Below are 22,741 nucleotides of genomic sequence, written 5' to 3'. Positions count from 1 at the left end.
TTCTTAAAGCGAAGAAAACAAAATGATAACAATTATCAATTTTATTTCCTTATAATATGAGTAATTAAAAAAAGGTTCAACCATAGCGCGCTATCGTTGAACCTTTTTGAGTGATGAAGGTTGGAAAGATTAACCTAAGAAGCCGCCGGTTTGGTGCTTCCAAAGTTGGGCGTAGATGCCTTGTTGTGCGAGGAGCTCTTGGTGACTGCCTTGTTCAACCACACGGCCTTGATCCATCACGATCAAGCGATCCATAGCAGCAATAGTCGATAAACGGTGCGCAATCGCGATCACGGTTTTGCCTTCCATCAGCACTTGCAAGTTTTCTTGAATCGCCGACTCCACTTCAGAATCGAGCGCGGACGTCGCTTCATCCATAATCAAGATCGGCGCATTTTTGAGTAACACACGCGCAATGGCAATACGTTGACGTTGCCCACCGGATAATTTCACCCCGCGCTCGCCCACTTCGACATCATAGCCGCTATGCCCCAGCTCATCTTTGAGGCCACAGATAAAGTCGTGCGCATGGGCTTTTTTCGCCGCCTCGATCAGCGCCGCGTCGTCGGCATCAGGATCACCGTAGAGGATGTTCTCTTTGATCGAACGGTGCAGCAGTGAGGTGTCTTGCGTGATCATACCGATCTGCTGGCGCAGCGACTCTTGGCTTACGTCTGCGATGTTTTGACCATCAATGCGAATATCGCCGCCTTTCAAATCGTAAAAACGCAGCAGCAAGTTAACCAGGCTTGACTTACCTGCACCAGAGCGGCCAACAATCCCGACTTTTTCACCCGGTTTAATGGCTAAGTTAAGCTGCTCAAACACCGGTTTCTCATCGGTATAGTCAAAGTCCACGGCGTCGAACTCGATGGCGCCTTTTGTCACCGTCAACGCGGGTGCATTGGGTTTATCCTGCACTTCAACATCATTAGAGATGGTGTTCATGCCATCGACCACGGTACCAATATTTTCAAACAGTGCGCTCACTTCCCACATGATCCATTTCGACATGCCTTGTACGCGCAGCGCAATGCTGATCGCCACCGCAATTACACCGATGGTGACACTCGCCTCTAGCCATAACATGACCGACAAAGCGGCAATAGAGATGAGCAGCAGATAGTTAATCGCATCAACACTCAATAGCAGGCAAGTGACCATGCGCATTTGGCGGTACACCGTCAGCAAAAACTGCTTCATGCTGCCTTTGGCATACTCCAATTCACGCTTGGAGTGGGAGAAAAGCTTAACGGTTGAAATATTGGTGTAGGTATCGACAATTCGGCCCGTCATCACTGAGCGTGCATCGGCTTGGTCAGTCGCCACCTTTTTCAAGCGTGGGATAAAAAACAGCTGGATGAGAATGTACATCACCAACCAAATCGCAATCGGCAGCATCAGTAGCAGATCCGATTCGCCCATCATCCAGATCATCGCCACGAAATAGACCGAGATGTACACCAGTACATCAACCAGCTTCATCACGGTTTCACGTACAGCCAGGGCGCTTTGCATCACCTTGGTTGCCACTCGGCCAGCAAAATCTCGCTGGAAAAAGCCGACCGCTTGCTTGAGCAAATAGCGGTGAATCAGCCAACGAATCGACATCGGATAATTGCCTAGCAAGGTTTGATGCATGATCATCGAGTGGGTAATCCCCAGCGCGGGCATCACCACCACAACCAGCAGCACCATAGTCCACATCCGATCGCCTTGGTCTTGCCAAAACGTCGCGCGATCTTGGGTGCTGAGAATATCGACCAGTTCGCCCATGTAACTGAGCAGCGTCACTTCCGTCCAGGCAATCAACGCACTGAGTATCGCCATCAAGAGTAATGGCACTTCAAAGCCTCGGGTGTAGTGACGACAAAAACCGAGTAAATGCTTCGGCGGCATTTGCGGCTCTTGCTCGGGAAACGCTTGCGTTAATTTTTCAAACCAATTGAACATGCTTCCTACTTTCGGGTTTCGGGTTTCGGGTCGGGCACGTTTTACTATCTTTTGATGAAAAAGTCAGTAAAATAAAATCCAATGCGAATAATAATAAATATCATTATTAGTTTAACTTTTATTTATAGGAAAAGAACATGCATAACCAAACTCCTCTTTCAGTCGCAGTTCGTAAAGCGATCTGGTTGGGATTGGCGCCTGCTGCAGTGGTATGTTCAAGCGCTGTCTTTGCACAAGAGAGCACCACGGAACTGGAAACCATCACTGTCACGGCCCAAGCACTTAAAGTCGACATCCCTGCCCAAGAAACGCCTCGCAGTGTGTCAATTGTCACCGAAGATGACCTCCGCACTCGCGCCCCACAAAAGCTTGATGAAGCGCTGCGTTATACGTCAGGTGTAACGGCTCAGCCTTATGGTGCGGATAATGATACGGATTGGTTTAAAGTTCGAGGGTTCGATGCGACAACCTACCTAGACGGCAACCGTCTATTTCGTGATGGCTACTACACTTGGCTAGTCGAACCTTACGGACTGGAAAGTATCGAAGTCATCAAAGGCCCATCCGCCATTTTATTTGGTGAGTCATCACCTGGCGGTGTGGTCAACGCAGTTCAGAAAAAACCAACCTTCACGCCACAAGGCGAATTAAAAGTGGAGGTGGGTACGAACAATCATCAATCGATCGCATTCGACGTTTCCGACCTTGCCAATGAAGAGGGCACTGTGAGATATCGACTGGTTGGAGCGATGAAAAGCAGTGAAGGAGAGCTAAACGAAACTGACAATGATCGATTCTACTTAGCTCCTAGCCTGGAGATCGACATTTCAGATCGCACAACTCTGACTCTTCTGGCTACCTACCTTGAAGACGACGGTGTACCAACCAACCCATTCTTCCCGGCAGCGGGCACTTTGATCGGTTCCGATTTCGGTAGTATCGATCCAAGTACGAACCTAGGCCAACCTGATTACGACAAGTATGAAAGAACACAGTTTTCTCTAGGTTACCTACTTCAACACGATATCGATGACAGTTGGACTTGGTCCCAAAATCTCAATTACGCATCCAATGAGTTGTACCTTAGAAGTTCCTATGCATTTTTCAACAATGACTCGAGTGTTGAAGATCTAGGACAAGGGGTGGTTTATCGAGATGGGAAAAACCAGAGCTTCACTTTCGATAACAACGCTGTGGGTACTTGGTATACCTCAAACGCAGAGCAATCTGTGCTTGTAGGTTTTGATCTTCAACGCCATGAAACTGAAGGTGAAGAGCAAGACAGCTACGCATTTGGTACCATCAACCCTTGGAATCCTGTGTACGGTAATTACACTCCGCTCGACATGGCGAACAATACACACCGTGAAATCACCAAGTCGCAAGCCAGTGTTTACTCTCAGTATCAAATAAAACTTAACCAAGGATGGGTCGGCAGCGTAGGAGCTCGCTACGACTGGGTTAGCACTGAGAACGTTGGCCAAACGGCTAGCAGCTCAGACAAGAAATCACGAGATGATGGCCAGTTATCGTTAAATGCAGGTGTCATGTATTTGTCAGACATTGGATTGTCACCCTACGCGAGTTACTCACAATCCTTTGAAGTCTTGAGCACGATTGATAGTGGTACAGGAGAGCTGTATAAGCCTCTCGAAGGTGAGCAAGTGGAAGTCGGTGTGAAGTACCAGCCAGAATTCTTGGATGGGTACATCAATGTCGCTTGGTTTGACATCAGTGAGAAAAACGCTTTGGTCACCAACCCTGATACCTATCAAGTCACACAAACGGGTGAAGCGACATCAAACGGTATCGAAATTGAAACCGTTGCTCAGCTAACGGATGATCTCAAACTCTCGGCAAACTACACCTATACCAATGCAAAAACAGAGGAAACAAGCGGACAAGGAACCAAGAGAGCCGCACTGATTCCTGAGCATCAAGCCTCTGCTTGGTTGGACTACCGCGCTCAAGCATGGATACCTGGGCTAAATATTGGTTCTGGTGTTCGTTACGTAGGTGAATCAAAAGACAATCCGAAATGGTCAGATCTGACAGTCCCATCTGTGACCTTGTGGGATGCTTCTGTCTCCTACGACATAACTTCGCAATGGCAAGCTCAACTCAACGTCAACAATATCCTAGACAAAGAGTATGTGTCTGGTTGTGATTACTGGTGCTACTACGGCCAATCACGTTCAGTGGTGCTAAACGCTAATTACCGCTGGTAATCAAGCAGATACTAAAAGGCCTAGCGAGATGCTAGGCCTTTTTTTGGCTGTTATTCCACCGTTACCGCTTTCGCTAGGTTGCGAGGTTGGTCGACGTCGGTGCCTTTGATCAGCGCAACGTGGTAAGACAGCAGCTGCATTGGAACGGTGTAGAAGATAGGTGCAGTCACTTCGTTGACGTGCGGCATCTTGATGATCTTCATGTTCTCATCGCCTTCAAACCCAGCGTCAGCATCGGCGAAGACGTACAGCAGGCCGCCACGGGCGCGCACTTCTTCAACGTTGGACTTCAGCTTCTCAAGCAGATCGTTGCTCGGCGCGATAACGACAACAGGCATGTCCGCATCGATCAAGGCTAGTGGGCCATGTTTCAGTTCACCCGCGGCGTAGGCCTCTGCGTGAATGTAAGAGATCTCTTTGAGCTTAAGCGACGCTTCCATCGCGATTGGGTAATACTCGCCGCGGCCAAGGAACAAGGTGTGGTGCTTATCGGCAAAATCTGGAGCCAGCGCTTCGATCTCTTTGTCAAAGGCGAGCGCTTTTTCAATCGCACTGGGTAGCTCATGGAGCGCTTTTACAATCTCAGCTTCGCGCGTTTCGTTAACGCGGCCTTGCAAGCGACCAATAGACACCACCATCATCAGCATCGCAGCAAGCTGGGTCGTAAACGCTTTGGTCGAGGCCACACCGATCTCTGTACCTGCGCGCGTCATAAAGGCAAAGTCAGACTCACGCACCAATGAGGAGCCCGCGACGTTACAGATGGTCATCGCCGCCATGTAGCCTTTCTCTTTGGCCAAACGCAGAGCGGCTAGGGTATCCGCCGTTTCACCAGATTGAGATAGCGTCACCAACAAGCTGTTTGGACGAACCACGAAATCGCGGTAACGGAACTCAGACGCGATTTCCACATCACAGCTCACGCCAGCAATGGATTCAAACCAGTAACGTGCCGCCATGCCTGAGTTGTAAGAGGTACCACACGCAATAATCTGCACGTGATCGACTTTGCTCAGGATCTCTTCGGCATTCACGCCAATCGCATTGGTGATGACGGCTTTGTCGGAAATACGACCTTCCATCGTGTTGATCAGCGCCGTCGGCTGCTCAAAAATCTCTTTTTGCATAAAGTGGCGGTATTTACCTTTATCGCCGGCATCGTGCTCAGCGTTGGACTCAATCACTTCACGCTCTACCGCTTCGCCGTTGGCATCAAAGACAGTGACTGAGCGACGAGTCACCTCTGCAACATCGCCCTCTTCTAGGTACATAAAGCGGCGTGTCACGCTCAGCAGCGCAAGTTGGTCTGACGCCAGGAAGTTTTCACCGACGCCAAAACCAATCACAATTGGGCTACCCGAACGGGCAACCACAATGCGAGAGGGATCTTTGCGATCCACGGCTACCGTGCCGTAAGCGCCTTCCAGTTGCTTGGCGGTTTTTTGCAGCGCTTCAAGTAATGTGTCTGAGGTACGACGTTCCCACTCAACCAAGTGTGCAATCACTTCGGTGTCAGTTTGTGATTCAAACACGTAACCACGAGATTGAAGCAGCTCGCGCAACGCTTCGTGGTTTTCGATGATCCCGTTGTGGACGACGGCAATATCGCCAGACATGTGTGGGTGCGCGTTCACTTCTGACGGCTCACCGTGCGTTGCCCAGCGTGTGTGTGCGATGCCAGTGCCACCAAGCACGTTCGCTTGCTCGACAGCGTCGGCCAACTCTTGCACTTTACCGAGGCGACGTACGCGAGTGAGGTTATTGTCACTGTCGACCACCGCCACACCTGCTGAGTCATAGCCGCGGTATTCAAGACGGCGGAGACCTTCCACTAAAATTTCCGCCACATCACGCTGTGCCACTGCACCAACGATTCCACACATAGGTTCTACTCCCTTCCCTTTTGCTAGGGTTGTTTGATTTAGGCGTCAGCCGAATAAGCAGCAAGCAAAAAACACTGGCGTATATCGCCAAGTGGCCAATTCGGTTCGTGCGCCGATAATATGGTTAAAACGAGATGCCTAGACTCACACTTAAGTTTAGGCACAAATTACGGTGACGCCGTGAGACTCAATCTGTTGTTGGTACTCCGGCGGCAAATCGCTGTTGGTAATCAATACGTCAATACTGTCCCAGGCGAGCTCTAAGTTTGGGATTTTACGGCCAATTTTCTCGGACTCGACCATCACAATCACTTCGCGTGAGACTTCCGCCATCACCTTGCTAAGACCCACAAGCTCATTGAACGTGGTGGTGCCACGCGCCAAATCGACGCCGTCAGCACCGATAAACAGCTGGTCAAAGTCGTAGGAACGCAGTACAGACTCTGCCACCTGCCCTTGAAACGACTCGGAATGTGCATCCCAAGTGCCGCCCGTCATTAGTAAAGTAGGTTCACTCTCTAATTCGTTAAGCGCATTAGCGACATTGAGCGAGTTCGTCATCACCACCAAACCACGCATGCCATCCAGTTGACGAATCAATGCGCCCGTCGTGCTACCACTGTCGATGACAATGCGGTTGTGTTCACGGATTAAGGTGGCGGCGGCTTTCGCTAGCTCATTCTTGCGAATCGAAACATTTTCACTCAATTCATCGCTGACCACTTCTTTCGGTAGCGCGATCGCCCCGCCGTAGCGGCGAAGCAGCTGACCATTTTTCTCTAAAGAAGCCAGATCCTTTCTAATCGTGACCTCAGAGGTCTCAAAGCGCTGAGAAAGCTCTTCAACACTGACCTCTCCTTTCTCGTTAACGAGATGGGAAATAGAGTGTCTTCTTAATTGAGTGTTTCGTTTCGACATGACTACCAAAAATAAAAGCTTCAAATCAAAACAAATTATAATCAAAACGAAACATTTCCGTCCATTTATTTTGAACCAAAAAATAAAAAAATTGCGGCAAAACCTTGTCCTAAGACAATTCTTAAACAGTGATCCTTGAGTCAATCAGTGGTAGAATTCGCCACCGAAAAGAAAAAAAATTACAGAATTGACTGTTATTTTTTTGCAACTAACCGCTGATATCCTAGGTTAGTCACAAATTTGCGGCGAATTTTCCCATCAATTTAGTCATAAAATGACTAAATTTGATGAAAGACTTTCAGTAGCGAAGTTGACCTTGAAAGTACGTTTTTCTCTATGAGCGACGTCTCATTTAGCCCGAGAAAACGCTCGACTTCGACATGATCCATGACTTTCAAATTGTAACTATTATTGACCGGAGAGTATCTTCCATGAAAAAGACCAAAATCGTATGTACGATTGGCCCTAAAACTGAATCTGTAGAGAAACTGACTGAGCTTGTAAACGCAGGCATGAACGTAATGCGTCTTAACTTCTCTCACGGTGACTACGCAGAACACGGCACTCGTATCACGAACTTCCGTGAAGTCATGGCAAACACTGGTAAGCAGCTTGCGATTCTTCTGGATACTAAAGGTCCTGAAATCCGTACGATCAAACTAGAAAACGGCGATGACGTTGATCTAGAAGCGGGTCAAGAATTCACGTTCACAACAGACACTTCTGTTGTTGGTAACAAAAACACCGTTGCGGTCACTTACGCAGGTTTCGCTGCTGACCTAAACGTTGGCAACACTATCCTAGTCGATGATGGTCTTATCGAGATGGAAGTGATCGCAACAACAGAAACTGAAGTGAAGTGTAAAGTTCTAAACAACGGCGCACTAGGTGAAAACAAAGGTGTTAACCTTCCTGGTGTTTCTGTTCAACTTCCAGCTCTATCTGAAAAAGACAAAAACGACCTTAAATTTGGTTGTGAGCAAGGCGTTGATTTCGTTGCCGCTTCTTTCATTCGTAAAGCAGCAGACGTGAAAGAAATCCGTGAACTTCTAGACGCAAACGGCGGCGAAAACATCCACATCATCTCTAAGATCGAAAACCAAGAAGGTGTTGATAACTTCGACGAAATCCTAGAGCTTTCTGACGGTATCATGGTTGCTCGTGGTGACCTAGGTGTTGAAATCCCAGCAGAAGAAGTGATCTTCGCTCAGAAGATGATGATCGAGAAATGTAACCGTGCACGTAAAGTGGTTATCACAGCGACTCAAATGCTGGATTCTATGATCAAGAACCCTCGTCCAACACGCGCAGAAGCGGGTGACGTAGCGAACGCTATCATGGACGGTACAGATGCAGTGATGCTTTCTGGCGAAACAGCAAAAGGTAAGTACCCAGTAGAAGCGGTAACTATCATGGCTCAAATCGCTAACCGCACGGATTCTGCACTAAAAGCGGAACTAGGTTCACGCCTAGACAGCCCACGTCTACGCATCACTGAAGCGGTATGTAAAGGCGCTGTAGACACTGCTGAGAAGCTAGCGGCTCCTCTTATCGTTGTTGCAACAGAAGGCGGTAAGTCTGCTCGTTCAGTACGTAAGTACTTCCCAACAGCAAACATCCTAGCGCTAACGACTAACAAGAAGACAGCAGCTCAACTTGTTCTGACTAAAGGCGTTCGTCCAGTATTGGTTGACTCAATCGACAGCACTGACTCTTTCTACATCAAAGGTAAAGAGTTGGCACTTGAGTCTGGCCTTGGTAACAAAGGCGACATCGTTGTAATGGTATCAGGTGCACTTGTTGCTTCTGGTACAACCAACACAGCGTCAGTTCACGTTCTATAATCGTTCAACTCAGTAACATGAATCAAGGGAGCTTCGGCTCCCTTTTCTTTTGCCTGCAATCACGGAGACGCATAGAGCAGTTAACAAAGAGAGTGTGAATAGAAAGAAAATTGGGGGGACTAACTCAGGCACTGACGTGCTCAATGAAGACGCGACGTACTTGAAGAAGAGACCTTCTTGAAGACGAAAGAGTTCGTTATGCGATGTCGTCGCTACTGCGACAAGTAGAGACGCGGTTGCGCCCTAAGGTTTTTGATTCATACAGTGCGATATCCGCGCATTTATAACAGCGAGTGTAATCGTGAGTCATATCCGTAACCCCCACACTGATCGTGACCGGAATATCCAGTTGATTCGCCGTCGCTACTCTCAACCTATCGAGCGCGCGTTCTGCTTCTTCAAGCGGCGTGTGAGGCATGATCACTGCAAACTCCTCACCGCCAATTCGCGCCACAAAATCAGTATCGCGTAAGCGCTCTTTAATCAGATTGCCTACACGCTGAATCACGCGATCCCCCTGGTCGTGCCCTTGCTCATCATTGATTCGCTTAAAGTAATCAATATCAATCAAGGCAAGGCAGGTGGTGTTGCTCTCTCCGTAGCGCTCCACTAGCTTGGCACTCTTTCTTAGCTCTGCATCAAACTTGCGTCGATTCCAAAGCTGGGTTAACTCATCAATTTCGCTCAGCACCCTGAGGCGCTCTTCAAGGGCAACGCGATCAGAAATATCCACGAGAGAGGTGATGTAATAACTGACGTTGCCCGTTTTCGATAATACGCTCTGAACACGTGCAATCACAGTGACGTCATAATCGAGCGGCGAACTGTTGAGTCTCACCTCTCCTTCCCAAAACTGATGCTTAGAGAGTTGTTCAAAAATGTGCATTGAGGCTTCGATCTGCTTTTCCCCCAGCAAGATCTTGAACACATTCCGATTCACCACCTCTTGTTGGCTTAGTCCCGTAAGCTTATTGAACTCATCATTGACTAAAATTGCTCGATACCAGCGGTCGGTGATGATCACCGCCGACATCCCACTGAGCGCCGCTCTCGCCAGTTGGCTCTCAATACTGCGTTTACGATAATAGAAGATCAATACGCCGCCAGGCACGATCACTGCGATCACCAGTAGCGTCGCGAGCAGCGCCTCTTGAAACAGCTCCAATAACTCTCGACCCGTGAGATCATTGAGCTGCTGCTGGCTTAAATGGATCACCAAGTACATCTCATGGCGCGGGGAAAGGTACAACTTCTCAAACACGAGTAGCTCGCCGTTCTCCATCACTGAGCCGGACTCTTTCACCTGCATTTTGACCCAAGCTTGAGGATACAATTGAGGCAAACTGAAGTGCTTACGCTCTTCAATCACATGGCCAAAACGCTCTTGTTGATTATCGCTGACTAAGAAGTAACCACCGTCATTAGCCAATTTGGGCCTCAGCAGGCCATCGGGGGCATAGTTGAGTCTCGATGCCAACGCTTCCACATCGACATTAAGAATAAGGTACCCCGTCTTCACCTCATCAATGTATATCGGTGTCAACAAACGCAGGCTAGGACGATAGGGATACACCACCTCACCACGCTCGATTTCCAAATCGACGCCCCAAGTCCCTATCTCATTTTTTGCCAGAGTTTGAGCGTAATCAAAGTAGTCGCGCTGCGATTTATTTTGCAGGTTCTCCTCACTCACGACCACACTTTTGCCATCGAGGAAGTTCACGCGGATCTGCTCTTTGCCTTGACGATCCAGATAGCGGACTTGGGTATACCACAGCTGGCTGTCAGTCACCGAGGTCCAAGACTGCTCGACAATGGTTTTATGCTCGTCCGTTGGCTCGGCAATATAGTCATAAAGATTACGACTGTGCGATAACAAATTGACGACAGAAACAAACTGATTGCGAACATTCAGATACTCGCGTTCGCTGTAGGTCAATTGATGTGAAGCTTGAGTGATGATGGTGTTCATTGCCGCCGTTTTTACTTCTTGGTATCGGCTATGATAGTAAGTCATCACTATCAATATGAGCACTAACATAACTAGTATTAGATACCAAAAGTTACTGCGGCTTTTCATCACTAGCTATGCTCTTAAAAAAATGAGGAGGAAGTATAGCATTAATACGAAAGTCGATTAAAGAGCGAGCGATGACACATTCGACCCCTCGCTATTTTTCCCTTTAAAAAATAAAGGCTTTTAGTAAGAAATCAATCAATCTGATAAATAACATCCACGCTATCACGAATGATGATCGATGAGTCTTGGTAGCCCACTGACTCTCTTTTCGCGTCCATACTCATGGTACGCATCAATACCGGTTGGTTTTGCTGACTGCGATAATCGATTCGCCACACGCCTTTGAGCGTTTTACCAAACCCTTCAGACAACGCGTGCGCTTTCTGATTGGCATCACGGATCGCCGCTTGACGCGCTTGATCTTGGTAACGTGCGGCCTCTTTTACTTTCAACTCAATATTGCTCACTTGGTTGATGCCCACACTCAGCGCCAGGTCAAGATAATCATTGAGCTTTTCCAGTTCATTGACCGTGACTTGAATGGTACGAGTCGCACGATAGCCGACCAACTCAGGAGCCCCATTCTTAGGATACTGATATTGAGGTGAGAGATAGAGATTAGAGCTTTGAATCTGCTCGCTCGGGACTTCTTCTCGCCCTAACGCTTTGAGAAAGTCACTCACCACTTGGTCGACGGCTTGTTTTGCCTGCTCTGCGGTGAGCATCGATTCGACCACGGTCACCGTAAATTTCGCCATATCAGGCTCAGCGGTGACCTCACCATAGCCTGTGGTACTGAGGTGGGGAAAATCTATCTCGGCAAAGCTCGGCGCGCTGGCCACACATGCCAGCAAAGCGAGCCAGCGGCATAGAACGCGCACAGCAGACATTCGAGTTGGGTTGGTCATAAAGCGATCCGTATGTTAGGTATTTCATACATAATAGAAAACGTTGATTTCTTCACCAAGTGAGACAAGAGAAAACTGACAAAGAATTAACGACTCGGCTGGATCAGGTGCTGCTGTGCATAACTGAGAATCGCTTCGCTGACTTCTTTCAGCAGGCCTGTTTCGAGTTGCCAGTGGTGCCAATACATCTCAAAGGAGAGACAATACCCGGGAAGCAAATCGACCAAAGTGCCCTGCTCAAGCTCCTTTTCGATCTGTATGGTGGGGATCAAACAGTAAGCGCAATGGTTAAGCGCCATATTGACGAACGCCTCAGAGCTCGAGACCCAGTGGTTGATCCCTCGATCAATATCAATGCCATGTTGCTTAAGAAAATCTCGATGCAATGGATCGTGTTGATCAAACGAGACCGCAGGGGCTATCGAGAGCGCCTCTTTGGTCAATCCTTTTGGAAAAAAACGCTCGCGAAACTGCGGCGTGGCCACGCAAATGTAATCCATCCGACCCAAATAGCGGGCCACGCAACCACTGAGGGCTTGGCTTGCCATACTGATCGCCCCCACCACCTCACCTTGCTTGAGTTTATTTAGTGTACGGCCCTCTCTATCGACTTCAAACCTCATCTCGAGCGGGTGCTTTTTCAGTACCGGGCTCAACGCCGGTAGTAGCCAGGTGGCCAAACTATCGGCGTTGGTCGCAATCGAGAGCTGACGGATTTGCAAAGGCTGCTGATTGCTAATTTCCGGAATCAACTCTTGTTCCAGCAATTGAATGCGCTGATAGAAACCGAGCAGCTTTTGACCAAGGGGAGTAGGCCTTGGTGGCTGGTCACGAACCAAGACGGGCTGCGCCACGAATCGCTCAAGTTGTTTGATTCGCTGTGAAACCGCAGACTGGGTGACATACAGCGCATTGGCCGCTTTATCAAAGCCACCGGTTTTGATCACGCTATCCAGCGCTTCAATCCAACGATAATCCAGCCCTTTCATCGCACCATCCTCATAAGTATTACTAATAATCAATTAAAATCATTAATTGTATTTATATCTTAATTCTGATTATTGTGGGCGCCTATCATGAACAAAAAGAGAGGTTATCGTGAGTTTCTGGTTAATGCTGCAAGGGTTTGGCTTAGGGGCCAGTATGATTATCCCCATTGGCGCGCAAAATGCTTACGTACTGAATCAAGGCATCAAACGTCAACACCACCTGACTACGGCGACGATCTGCAGCTTTCTCGACATGCTGTTTATCTCTGTCGGTATTTTTGGCGGCGGGGCGATTCTGTCACAAAATGAGACCTTGCTGACTTTAGTGACCATCGGCGGCATTCTGTTTCTCGGCTACTATGGGTTTCTTTCTCTGAAAAGTGCGCTGGCCTCCCACAGCGAAGGGCTACAAAGCAGTGAGCTATCGCGCGGTCGTAAAGCGGTCATTTTAGGCGCGCTCGCCGTCACCGTATTCAATCCGCACCTTTATCTCGATACCGTGGTTATTTTGGGATCCATCGGCGGCCAATTCGAAGGTCAGGAGCGACTCTCTTTCGCCATCGGTACTATCTTGGCGTCCTTTGTGTGGTTTTACGGGCTGTCGATTGGCGCCGCTAAATTGGCGCCCACCTTATCCAAACCTAGAGTAAAACAAGTGATTGATTTTCTGGTCGGTACCATGATGTGGGTCATCGCGGGCATGCTCGCCAAGCACTTGCTGCAAGGCTGGGGATGAGTGGATAAAACAAAGCGAGGCTCAAGGGCCTCGCTTTTCGCTTTACGTCGTTCAATCGTATTAGTCGACTTTGTTGAGATGCACGTCCATTTGTGGGAATGGAATCTCAATACCCGCCGCATCCAACGCTTCTTTAATGTTTTGCATGGCGTCGAAGTAAACCCCCCAGTAGTCCGCCGTTTTCACCCAAGGACGAACCACAAAGTTCACCGAAGAATCCGCCAAAGCGAGAACACCAATCGTGATATCTGGATTTTTCAAGATACGCGGATCTTTTTCCAACGTTTCACGGATCACTTGCTTGGTCTGCTTAAGATCTGCCTTGTAGGAAACGCCAATCACGAGATCAACACGTCGCGTTTCATGACGAGAGTAGTTGGTGATCGCACCGCCGATAACGCCAGCGTTTGGCACCACGACCATTTTGTTGTCAGGCGTTTTCAGCACCGTTTGGAAGATTTGGATGGAATCAACGCTGCCTGCCACACCGGCAATCTCAACATAATCACCGGATTTGAAAGGACGAAACGCAACAATCAACACACCCGCTGCGAAGTTAGACAGCGAGCCTTGCAACGCTAAACCAACCGCAAGACCGGCCGCACCGATAACCGCAACCACAGACGCCGTTTGAACACCAATTCGGCCAAGCGCGGCAATCAACACAATCACAAAGAGTAGGTAGCGAACCAGACCATGAATAAAGTCGACGACCGCTTTATCCATCTGCTTCTTCTCTAAAACTTTAGATATGCTGTTAGCAATGCTTTTAACAATGATGTTACCAATAAACAGTATAGCGATCGCAGAAATGATGTTCACACCATACTGAATCAGTAAATCTGAATTGTTATTTAGCCAAGATTCGGCGTGAGACAAGCTGTCGATGATTGGCGTTTCAATCCCTGTTGATTCTTCTGCCATACTCTCTTTCCTCTATTAAAGTGACTTAGTTGAATAGTTGTAGCTTACAGATTACGCAAAGCCATGGTATTTCGCCAGAGTTTATAACAATTTATATTCATTTGTATTAAAAAGCGGACACAAAAAAAGCCGCTCGATGAGCGGCTTCTTATCAATCAAAGTGACGGGCTGAATTACAGAACATCAACCGCGTTTAGGTCAGCAAATGCTTTCTCTAGACGAGCAACCATTGAAGCTTGACCAGCACGTAGCCATACGCGTGGATCGTAGTACTTCTTGTTTGGCGCATCTTCGCCAGTTGGGTTACCGATTTGACCTTGTAGGTAATCGTGGTTTTCCGCTTCGTACTTACGGATACCGTCCCATGTTGCCCACTGAGTATCAGTATCGATGTTCATTTTGATGACACCGTAGCTGATTGACTCTTGGATTTCTGCTTCAGTTGAACCAGAACCACCGTGGAATACGAAGTTTAGTGCGTTAGGTGCAATACCAAACTTCTCAGCACAGTACGCTTGAGAGTCACGTAGGATAGTTGGAGTCAGTACAACGTTACCTGGCTTGTAAACGCCGTGTACGTTACCGAAAGACGCTGCGATAGTGAAACGAGGGCTGATTGCCACCAATTTCTCGTAAGCGTAAGCCACGTCTTCTGGAGAAGTGTACAGCTCAGATGCGTCCATGTGTGAGTTGTCAACGCCGTCTTCTTCACCACCAGTACAGCCTAGTTCGATTTCTAGCGTCATACCCATTTTCGCCATGCGAGCTAGGTATTTTGCTGAGATCTCGATGTTCTCTTCTAGAGACTCTTCAGAAAGGTCAATCATGTGAGAAGAAAAAAGTGGCTTGCCAGTTTGAGCGAAGAACTCTTCACCCGCATCTAGTAGACCGTCGATCCAAGGAAGCAGTTTTTTCGCTGCGTGGTCAGTGTGAAGAATAACAGGCACACCGTAAGATTCTGCAACAGCGTGAACGTACTTCGCGCCAGCAACTGCGCCAAGCACTTGTGCGTCTTGACCTTCAAGTTTTAGACCTTTACCCGCAAAGAAACCGGCACCGCCGTTAGAGAACTGAACCACAACAGGCGCTTTTACTTTCGCTGCTGCTTCTAGAACGCCGTTGATTGAGTCTGTGTTTACTACGTTCACTGCTGGTAGAGCGAAGTTGTTTTCCTTTGCAACTTCAAACACTTTCTGAACGTCATCGCCAGAGATAACACCTGGTTTTACGAAATCGAAGATCTTAGACATGGATTTAATCCTATTAGCTGTCATTTTTAAAAATGGTCGTTATAAAAATAAAACTTTTCAGTTTAAATTCTTGCAAACGTTTGCTCACAACTTGCGCTATTCTAGCAAAAATGTGATGTGCCGCAAACAAGAAAGCGGGAGAGAGACTCCCCCGCTTTCTATCAATTACTTAGCGCGTGCTTCTAGCATTTCAACCGCTGGAAGGACTTTACCTTCTACAAACTCAAGGAACGCACCGCCGCCCGTTGAGATGTAAGACACATCTGCTTTGATACCGAACTTGTCGATCGCCGCTAGCGTGTCACCACCGCCTGCAACAGAGAAACCTTCAGACGCTGCGATCGCTTCAGAGATACCTTTTGTGCCCGCTTCGAAGTTCTTGAATTCGAATACGCCCACAGGACCGTTCCAAAGGATGGTTTTCGCGTTCTTCAGAATCTCAGCCAATTGCGCGGTAGAGTTTGGACCTAGGTCGAAAATCATGTCGTCGTCTTGAACTTCAGATACGTCTTTGATTTCCGCTTCTGCGTTCTCATCAAATGCTTTTGCACAAGCAACGTCAGTCGCCACTGGAATCGCGCACTCTTCCATTAGCTTTTTCGCTGTGTCGACTAGGTCTGCCTCGTATAGCGATTTACCTACGTTGTGGCCAGCCGCTGCGATGAAGGTGTTAGCAATACCGCCACCGACAACCAGTTGGTCAGCGATTTTAGACAGAGACTCAAGCACAGTCAGCTTAGTCGACACTTTTGAACCACCAACGATAGCAACCATTGGACGCGCAGGCTTGTCCATTGCTTTACCTAGCGCTTCTAGCTCGTTCGCAAGTAGAGGACCTGCACACGCAACGTCGGCGTGCATACCCACACCGTGAGTTGATGCTTGTGCACGGTGAGCCGTACCGAATGCGTCCATTACGAAGATGTCACAAAGTGCAGCGTACTGCTTAGACAGTGCTTCGTCGTTTTTCTTCTCGCCAACGTTGAAACGAACGTTTTCTAGAACAACAAGCTCGCCCGCGTTCAGCTCTAGACCGTTTAGGTAGTCTTTCGCTAGCTTAACTTCGCAGTCAAGTGCATCGTTTAGGTAGTTTACGACAGGTTGTAGAGAGAACTCTTCCGCGTATTCACCCTCTGTTGGGCGACCTAGGTGAGAAGTAACCATCACTTTCGCGCCTGCTTCTAGGCAGTGCTTGATTGTTGGTAGAGACGCGAGGATACGCGCATCAGAAGTTACTTTGCCGTCTTTTACTGGCACGTTTAGGTCAGCACGGATGAATACACGTTTACCTGCTAGATCCAGGTCAGTCATCTTGATTACAGACATGGTTTGTCCTCTCAACTATTCAAAAAATAAAGTTTTCAGTCACTCGGCAACCCTGCCAAGCCTATTAATTCTTCAAACTGGTTTTGATATGGAGATTATCAATATTTATTTCAAGGGTAAAAATAAATATTACTCCTTCGCCTTTCGGCGCTTCCAATCTAGGTAAAAATGACCGCTAAACGGCACTACCCAGCTTGTTCTGAAGCGGCCTGCATTGCGAGCGCAGTATCCAGCATGCGGTTCGCAAAGCCCCATTCGTTATCACACCAAACCAACATTTTGACTAGGTGCCCATTACTCACGCGAGTCTGGGAACCATCAACAATGGCACTGTGGGGATCGTGATTAAAGTCAATCGATACGAGCGGCGCTTCAGTATAGTCAACAATGCCGTGTAATGTACACTGAGATGCGTTAACAATGGTTTGATTTACGTCATTAACTTTCACATTCGTATTAATTGTGACACTTAAATCCATCGCTGTGACGTTTACCGTGGGAACGCGCACGGATATGGCTTCGAATTTGTTGGAAAATTTCGGGAAGATTCTTTCAATCCCTTTGTGCAATTTCGTATCAACTGGAATGATGGATTGGCTGGCGGCTCGAGTACGACGCAAATCATTGTGATACGCATCAATCACCTGCTGATCATTCATTGAGGAATGAATGGTGGTGATCGTGCCAGAGTCGATACCAAAAGCATCATCCAACGCTTTGATGATAGGGACAATACAGTTGGTCGTACACGAACCGTTAGAAACGACGCGATGCTCTGCGGTTAATGTTTCATGGTTCACGCCATAGATGATGGTGTGGTCGAGATCACTGGCGCCTGGGTGGGAGAAAAGCACTTTTTTAGCGCCGGCTTTGATGTGCGCTTGGCCATCGGCTTGCGAGCCATAGACACCGGTGCAGTCGAGTACCATATCGACCTCAAGATCGCGCCAAGGCAGTAGCTCTATGTCGTTTAGGTGCAAAATCCGAATCGAATCAAAGTCGCCACTCTCCACGACGCCGTGATGAATATAGATATGCTCTTGGTCATGGGTGATTTTTTTGCCAAAACGACCGTGGCTCGTATCGTATTGCAGTAAGTGCGCCATCGCATCAGGCTGTGCCAACTCGTTGACCGCGACCACTTTGATCTGCTGATGTTTGCCGCTCTCGTAAACCGCGCGCAACACATTACGACCGATACGTCCAAATCCATTGATCGCAATTTTAAGCATCCTTTCCTCACCCTACCTGATTTTCGTGTCACAGATAGTAACTGAGCCCGTGCCCAGATGCGAGTTCCAATCCCCGAAACCGCATATTTCTAGGCACTAGGAACTAGGAACTAGGAACTAGGAACTAGGAACTACAATAAAAAAACCGAGCCACTCACGACTCGGTTTCCTTCAAACTACATCGCCACAATTAAGCAAGCAGTTCCTTCGCTGTGTTCACAACGTTTTCTGTCGTGAATCCAAACAGCTTGAACAGTTCTCCAGCAGGCGCTGATTCACCGAAGGTTGTCATACCGATGATCTTGCCGCCAAAGCCGACATACTTGTACCAGAAGTCCGCAATACCCGCTTCGATAGCGATACGTGCTGTTACGTCTGCTGGCAGTACGGATTCACGGTACGCTGCGTCTTGCTTATCGAACGCATCCGTCGATGGCATAGACACCACGCGTACTTGCTTGCCTTCAGCAGTAAGCTGCGCCGCCGCTTCAACAGCCAGTTCCACTTCAGAACCGGTGGCGATAAGGATAAGCTCTGGCTTGCCCGCGCAATCTTTTAGGATGTAACCACCCTTAGCGATGTTAGCCACTTGCTCAGCGTCACGCGCTTGCTGCTCGAGGTTTTGACGAGAAAAAATCAGAGACGTTGGGCCATCTTTACGCTCAATCGCCAATTTCCAAGCGACCGCAGATTCCACTTGGTCACATGGACGCCATGTGCTCATGTTTGGCGTTAGGCGAAGTGACGCCATTTGCTCAACGGGTTGGTGCGTTGGGCCATCTTCACCCAAACCAATCGAGTCATGCGTGTATACTTGGATGTTCTGAATTTTCATCAGCGCGGCCATACGCATCGCGTTACGAGCGTACTCCATAAACATCAAGAAGGTCGCACCGTAAGGGACAAAACCGCCATGCAGCGCAATACCATTCATGATGGCCGTCATACCGAACTCACGCACACCGTAGTGAATGTAGTTACCTGAGAAATCGTCTGCTTCCAGTGATTTTGAGCCCGACCACATGGTCAAGTTGGATGGCGCAAGGTCCGCCGAACCGCCCATAAACTCAGGCAGCATTTTACCGAACGCTTCAAGCGCATTTTGAGACGCTTTGCGCGAGGCAATGTTAGCTGGGTTGGCTTGCAGATCAGCAATGATTTGATTCGCTTTCTCTTCCCATTGCGCAGGAAGCTCACCGTTGAGACGACGTTTCAGCTCCGCCGCTTCTGTTGGGTACGCCGCTGCGTAAGCCTCAAACTGAGCGTTCCACGCCGCTTCAGATGCTGCGCCTGCGGTTTTCGCATCCCACTGCTCGTATACGTCTGCTGGAATCTCAAACGCTGGGTGCTCCCAACCTAGGAACTCACGCGCAGCTTTGATTTCGTCTGCACCTAGTGGCGCGCCGTGACAATCGTGAGAGCCCGCTTTGTTTGGTGAACCAAAACCAATGATGGTCTTAGTACAAATCAGAGTAGGACGAGGGTCCGCTTTCGCGGCAGTGATGGCGGCGTTGATCGCCTCAGCATCATGACCATCGACAGCTGGAATAACGTGCCAACCGTAAGCTTCAAAGCGTTTTGGTGTATCGTCAGAGAACCAACCTTCCACTTCACCATCAATCGAGATGCCATTGTCATCCCAAAAAGCGATCAGCTTGCCAAGGCCCAGAGTGCCCGCTAGTGAACATGCTTCGTGAGAGATCCCTTCCATCAAACAGCCATCACCCATGAATACGTAGGTGAAGTGGTCGATGATGTCATGGCCTTCTTTATTGAACTGCGCCGCTAATGCTTTCTCTGCCAGCGCCATGCCCACTGCGTTTGTGATGCCCTGACCAAGAGGACCAGTGGTGGTTTCTACGCCCGGTGCATAACCATATTCTGGGTGGCCCGGCGTTTTTGAATGAAGCTGACGGAAGTTTTTCAGATCGTCAATAGACAGCTCGTAACCACTTAGGTGCAGCAAAGAGTAAATCAGCATTGAGCCGTGGCCGTTTGATAGCACGAAACGGTCGCGGTTTGCCCATTCTGGGTTCGCTGGGTTGTGGTTTAAGTGTGAACGCCAAAGAACTTCGGCGATATCCGCCATCCCCATCGGTGCGCCTGGGTGACCGGAATTAGCTTGTTGAACACCATCCATGCTAAGTGCACGAATTGCATTGGCCAAGTGTTTACGAGAAGACATGTCTGCTCCTGAATGCATTAAGCGAATTGATAACTAAGGTGGGCGATAATTCTCGCAGAGCATCTACGCAGGTGCAATCGATTACTGTCTAATCAGCGCCAGATCTAAGATATTTATTGCAAATTTCTCGAGGACCGCCGGTTTTCGTTACTGTTTGATGCAAACGATTGCTCTTTACCTCACGCGGCGGATTGAGAAAAATACGCGTTTTTACTCTACTTAAATCACAAAAATAACTTGTAATTCGAGCACGCAAAACTAGAATAGACGTCTAGATGTAGATACACCTACATAATTTAACCTTATTTTTGTGCTGGGCGAGCAATGACGCCCATCCAACAGATTAAATGGAGCTCTCATGGCTAAGCACCTGTTTACTTCTGAATCCGTATCAGAAGGCCATCCAGATAAAATTGCAGACCAAATCTCAGATGCGGTTCTCGATGCGATCCTCGAGCAAGATCCAAAAGCTCGCGTAGCGTGTGAAACCTACGTCAAGACCGGTATGGTCATGGTCGGCGGTGAAATCACCACTTCTGCATGGGTAGACATCGAAGAGTTAACACGCCAAACCGTACGTGAAATTGGCTACGTTCACTCTGACATGGGCTTTGACGCGGATTCGTGTGCAGTGCTAAACACCATCGGTAAACAGTCTCCAGACATCAACCAAGGTGTCGACAAAGCGGATCCAAAAGAGCAAGGTGCCGGTGACCAAGGCATCATGTTTGGTTACGCATGTAACGAGACTGAAGTCCTCATGCCAGCGCCTATCACTTACTCACACCGCCTAGTGCAAAAGCAAGCGGAAGTACGTAAGAACGGCACACTGCCATGGTTGCGTCCAGATGCAAAATCTCAGGTTACGTTCCAGTACAACGAAGGTAAGATCGTTGGTATCGATGCGGTCGTACTGTCAACTCAGCACTGTGACTCTATCTCAACGCCGGATCTGCGCGAAGCGGTAATGGAAGAGATCATCAAACCTGTTCTACCGGCTGAGTGGCTCAACAAAGACACTAACTTCTTCATCAACCCAACCGGTCGTTTTGTTATCGGTGGCCCAATGGGCGACTGTGGTTTGACCGGTCGTAAGATCATCGTTGATACCTACGGCGGCGCAGCGCGTCACGGTGGTGGTGCATTCTCTGGTAAAGATCCATCGAAAGTAGACCGTAGTGCCGCTTACGCAGCACGCTACGTGGCGAAAAACATCGTCGCGGCGGGTATGGCAGATCGCTGTGAAATCCAATTGTCTTACGCAATCGGTGTTGCGGATCCAACGTCTATCATGGTGGAAACGTTCGGTACTGAGAAAGTCTCGCACGACATCATCATTGAAGCGGTACGTCAGTTCTTCGATCTACGTCCATACGGCCTGCAAGAGATGCTGAACCTACTTCAGCCAATCTACAAGAAGACCGCCGCTTACGGCCACTTCGGTCGTGAAGAGTTCCCTTGGGAAGCGACGAATAAAGCCGCAGAACTGCGTGACTTCGCTGGTCTCAAGTAATCACTGAGCCACACTATTTCAGGGCTTTTGGTTCGCCAAAAGCCCTTTCTTTTGCCTGCTATCTGGCCTCCTCGCTCGCTGTGCTCACCCCGACCTCGCATCCCCACCCATCATTGAACAAAATTTAACCTCCCAGGTTGTAATTTACGCCATTGAGGTCAATAGTTAACAATATGTTAAATGAACGCATCCAAGGATGACGTCTTTACGTATAAAACCAGACGTGACTGCCATCCCCTCTGCGCCGAGTAACACGCGCAAAGCTTGTGTTCAGATCACGGCACCAACATAAAACTGAGAGTTCACACCCTTTAACGTCAGCGTCTAGGAGCACATCAGCGAATCGGGTCAGCACTCTCTCGTGTTTGCGAACGGCTTGCGTTTAAAAACGTCTTCTGTTTACAAATACATAACAACCCCTTTTCTCGGCCACCAGTAAAAAGGCAAAGAAGAGGATGAGAATCGAGATTGATCAAGGAGGAGTTATGCCTCGTACGGTTAACCCACATGACTTCAAAGAGCAAAAACATAAGGAAGTCAGCGACCACGAATACGCGCGCACCATACCGTGTAATCAGGTCAGTATCTCTGCCCCATTTCATTGGCTCGCGCTCGGCTTGCACGACTTTGTTCGCATGCCGCTGATTAGCGCTTTCTACGGCTTGTGCTTTATGGCGGCGGCCATCGGCATTGTTCTCCTCGTCCAGTGGCAAGGCACCCACCTTGTGGTGATGCCCAGTCTGGTCGTCTATATGCTCATCGGGCCTTTTTTAGCGCTCGGTTTGTATGACGCGAGCTGGGAGCGAGAGCGCGGACATAAACCGAGTTTGCT

General features: G+C 48.6%; 16 protein-coding genes. 5 read left to right on the top strand and 11 right to left on the bottom strand.

What is annotated here, in order from left to right; genetic code table 11:
- Window positions 1–129: 129 nt before the first annotated feature.
- Window positions 130–1,953 carry an ABC transporter ATP-binding protein gene (locus AC6R1A_RS01435; RefSeq protein WP_500632909.1) on the bottom strand — a complete coding sequence of 608 codons (1,824 nt, stop codon included), beginning with the start codon at window positions 1,951–1,953 and terminating at the stop codon, window positions 130–132.
- Between the two features lie 137 nt (window positions 1,954–2,090).
- Here AC6R1A_RS01435 and AC6R1A_RS01430 point away from each other — a divergent pair, with 137 nt between their 5' ends.
- On the top strand, window positions 2,091–4,181 hold the full coding sequence (locus AC6R1A_RS01430) for a TonB-dependent siderophore receptor (protein WP_500632910.1): 2,091 nt from the start codon (window positions 2,091–2,093) through the stop codon (window positions 4,179–4,181).
- Window positions 4,182–4,231: 50 nt separating this feature from the next.
- Here the strand turns inward: AC6R1A_RS01430 and glmS are convergent, their stop codons facing one another.
- Both glmS and AC6R1A_RS01420 read right to left on the bottom strand, forming a co-directional pair.
- Complete coding sequence (glmS, locus tag AC6R1A_RS01425; protein ID WP_500626413.1) at window positions 4,232–6,064, bottom strand: glutamine--fructose-6-phosphate transaminase (isomerizing); 1,833 nt, start codon at window positions 6,062–6,064, stop codon at window positions 4,232–4,234.
- Between the two features lie 156 nt (window positions 6,065–6,220).
- Window positions 6,221–6,982, bottom strand: a complete 762-nt coding sequence (locus tag AC6R1A_RS01420) for a DeoR/GlpR family DNA-binding transcription regulator (RefSeq protein WP_500632911.1) — start codon at window positions 6,980–6,982, stop codon at window positions 6,221–6,223.
- A gap of 431 nt (window positions 6,983–7,413) precedes the next feature.
- On the opposite strand from AC6R1A_RS01420, the gene pykF reads away from it, so the two are divergent.
- On the top strand, window positions 7,414–8,826 hold the full coding sequence (pykF, locus tag AC6R1A_RS01415) for a pyruvate kinase PykF (protein WP_334553540.1): 1,413 nt from the start codon (window positions 7,414–7,416) through the stop codon (window positions 8,824–8,826).
- A 196-nt stretch (window positions 8,827–9,022) separates the two neighbouring features.
- Here the strand turns inward: pykF and AC6R1A_RS01410 are convergent, their stop codons facing one another.
- The 3 genes from AC6R1A_RS01410 to AC6R1A_RS01400 all read right to left on the bottom strand — a co-directional run bounded on the left by AC6R1A_RS01410 (window position 9,023) and on the right by AC6R1A_RS01400 (window position 12,743).
- Window positions 9,023–10,843: a GGDEF domain-containing protein gene (locus AC6R1A_RS01410; RefSeq protein WP_500633820.1), complete on the bottom strand. Its 1,821-nt coding sequence runs from the start codon at window positions 10,841–10,843 to the stop codon at window positions 9,023–9,025.
- 194 nt (window positions 10,844–11,037) lie between these two features.
- Window positions 11,038–11,754 carry an oxidative stress defense protein gene (locus AC6R1A_RS01405; protein WP_500633821.1) on the bottom strand — a complete coding sequence of 239 codons (717 nt, stop codon included), beginning with the start codon at window positions 11,752–11,754 and terminating at the stop codon, window positions 11,038–11,040.
- A gap of 86 nt (window positions 11,755–11,840) precedes the next feature.
- On the bottom strand, window positions 11,841–12,743 hold the full coding sequence (locus AC6R1A_RS01400; protein ID WP_500633822.1) for a LysR family transcriptional regulator ArgP: 903 nt from the start codon (window positions 12,741–12,743) through the stop codon (window positions 11,841–11,843).
- A gap of 109 nt (window positions 12,744–12,852) precedes the next feature.
- Here AC6R1A_RS01400 and AC6R1A_RS01395 point away from each other — a divergent pair, with 109 nt between their 5' ends.
- Window positions 12,853–13,479: a LysE/ArgO family amino acid transporter gene (locus AC6R1A_RS01395; protein WP_500627747.1), complete on the top strand. Its 627-nt coding sequence runs from the start codon at window positions 12,853–12,855 to the stop codon at window positions 13,477–13,479.
- Between the two features lie 60 nt (window positions 13,480–13,539).
- Here AC6R1A_RS01395 and mscS read toward each other — a convergent pair whose 3' ends face one another.
- The 5 genes from mscS to tkt all read right to left on the bottom strand — a co-directional run bounded on the left by mscS (window position 13,540) and on the right by tkt (window position 20,396).
- Window positions 13,540–14,403 (bottom strand): small-conductance mechanosensitive channel MscS, encoded by an 864-nt coding sequence (gene mscS / locus AC6R1A_RS01390; protein WP_500627748.1) that lies wholly within the window; start codon window positions 14,401–14,403, stop codon window positions 13,540–13,542.
- Between the two features lie 173 nt (window positions 14,404–14,576).
- Window positions 14,577–15,653 (bottom strand): class II fructose-bisphosphate aldolase, encoded by a 1,077-nt coding sequence (fbaA, locus tag AC6R1A_RS01385; protein WP_500627749.1) that lies wholly within the window; start codon window positions 15,651–15,653, stop codon window positions 14,577–14,579.
- 165 nt (window positions 15,654–15,818) lie between these two features.
- Complete coding sequence (locus AC6R1A_RS01380) at window positions 15,819–16,979, bottom strand: phosphoglycerate kinase (protein WP_500629325.1); 1,161 nt, start codon at window positions 16,977–16,979, stop codon at window positions 15,819–15,821.
- Between the two features lie 185 nt (window positions 16,980–17,164).
- The gene (gene epd / locus AC6R1A_RS01375; RefSeq protein ID WP_500633823.1) at window positions 17,165–18,211 is read right to left on the bottom strand and encodes an erythrose-4-phosphate dehydrogenase; all 1,047 of its coding nucleotides are present in this window, start codon (window positions 18,209–18,211) and stop codon (window positions 17,165–17,167) included.
- 190 nt (window positions 18,212–18,401) lie between these two features.
- Entirely contained in the window at window positions 18,402–20,396 is a 1,995-nt protein-coding gene (tkt, locus tag AC6R1A_RS01370; RefSeq protein ID WP_500633824.1) for a transketolase, read from the bottom strand.
- A gap of 358 nt (window positions 20,397–20,754) precedes the next feature.
- Between tkt and metK the strand changes: the two genes are divergently transcribed.
- Both metK and AC6R1A_RS01360 read left to right on the top strand, forming a co-directional pair.
- A complete protein-coding gene (metK, locus tag AC6R1A_RS01365) occupies window positions 20,755–21,909 on the top strand; it encodes a methionine adenosyltransferase (protein WP_500633825.1) in 1,155 nt (384 codons plus the stop codon).
- 485 nt (window positions 21,910–22,394) lie between these two features.
- The coding region (locus AC6R1A_RS01360) for a DUF2189 domain-containing protein (protein ID WP_500646134.1) at window positions 22,395–22,741 on the top strand (347 nt) is incomplete at its 3' end.

The organism is Vibrio sp. R10-SG3-ISO3, from assembly GCF_059834225.1.
The sequence above is the reverse complement of the archived record's forward strand: the minus strand, read 5'-3'. Positions and strand labels throughout refer to the sequence as shown.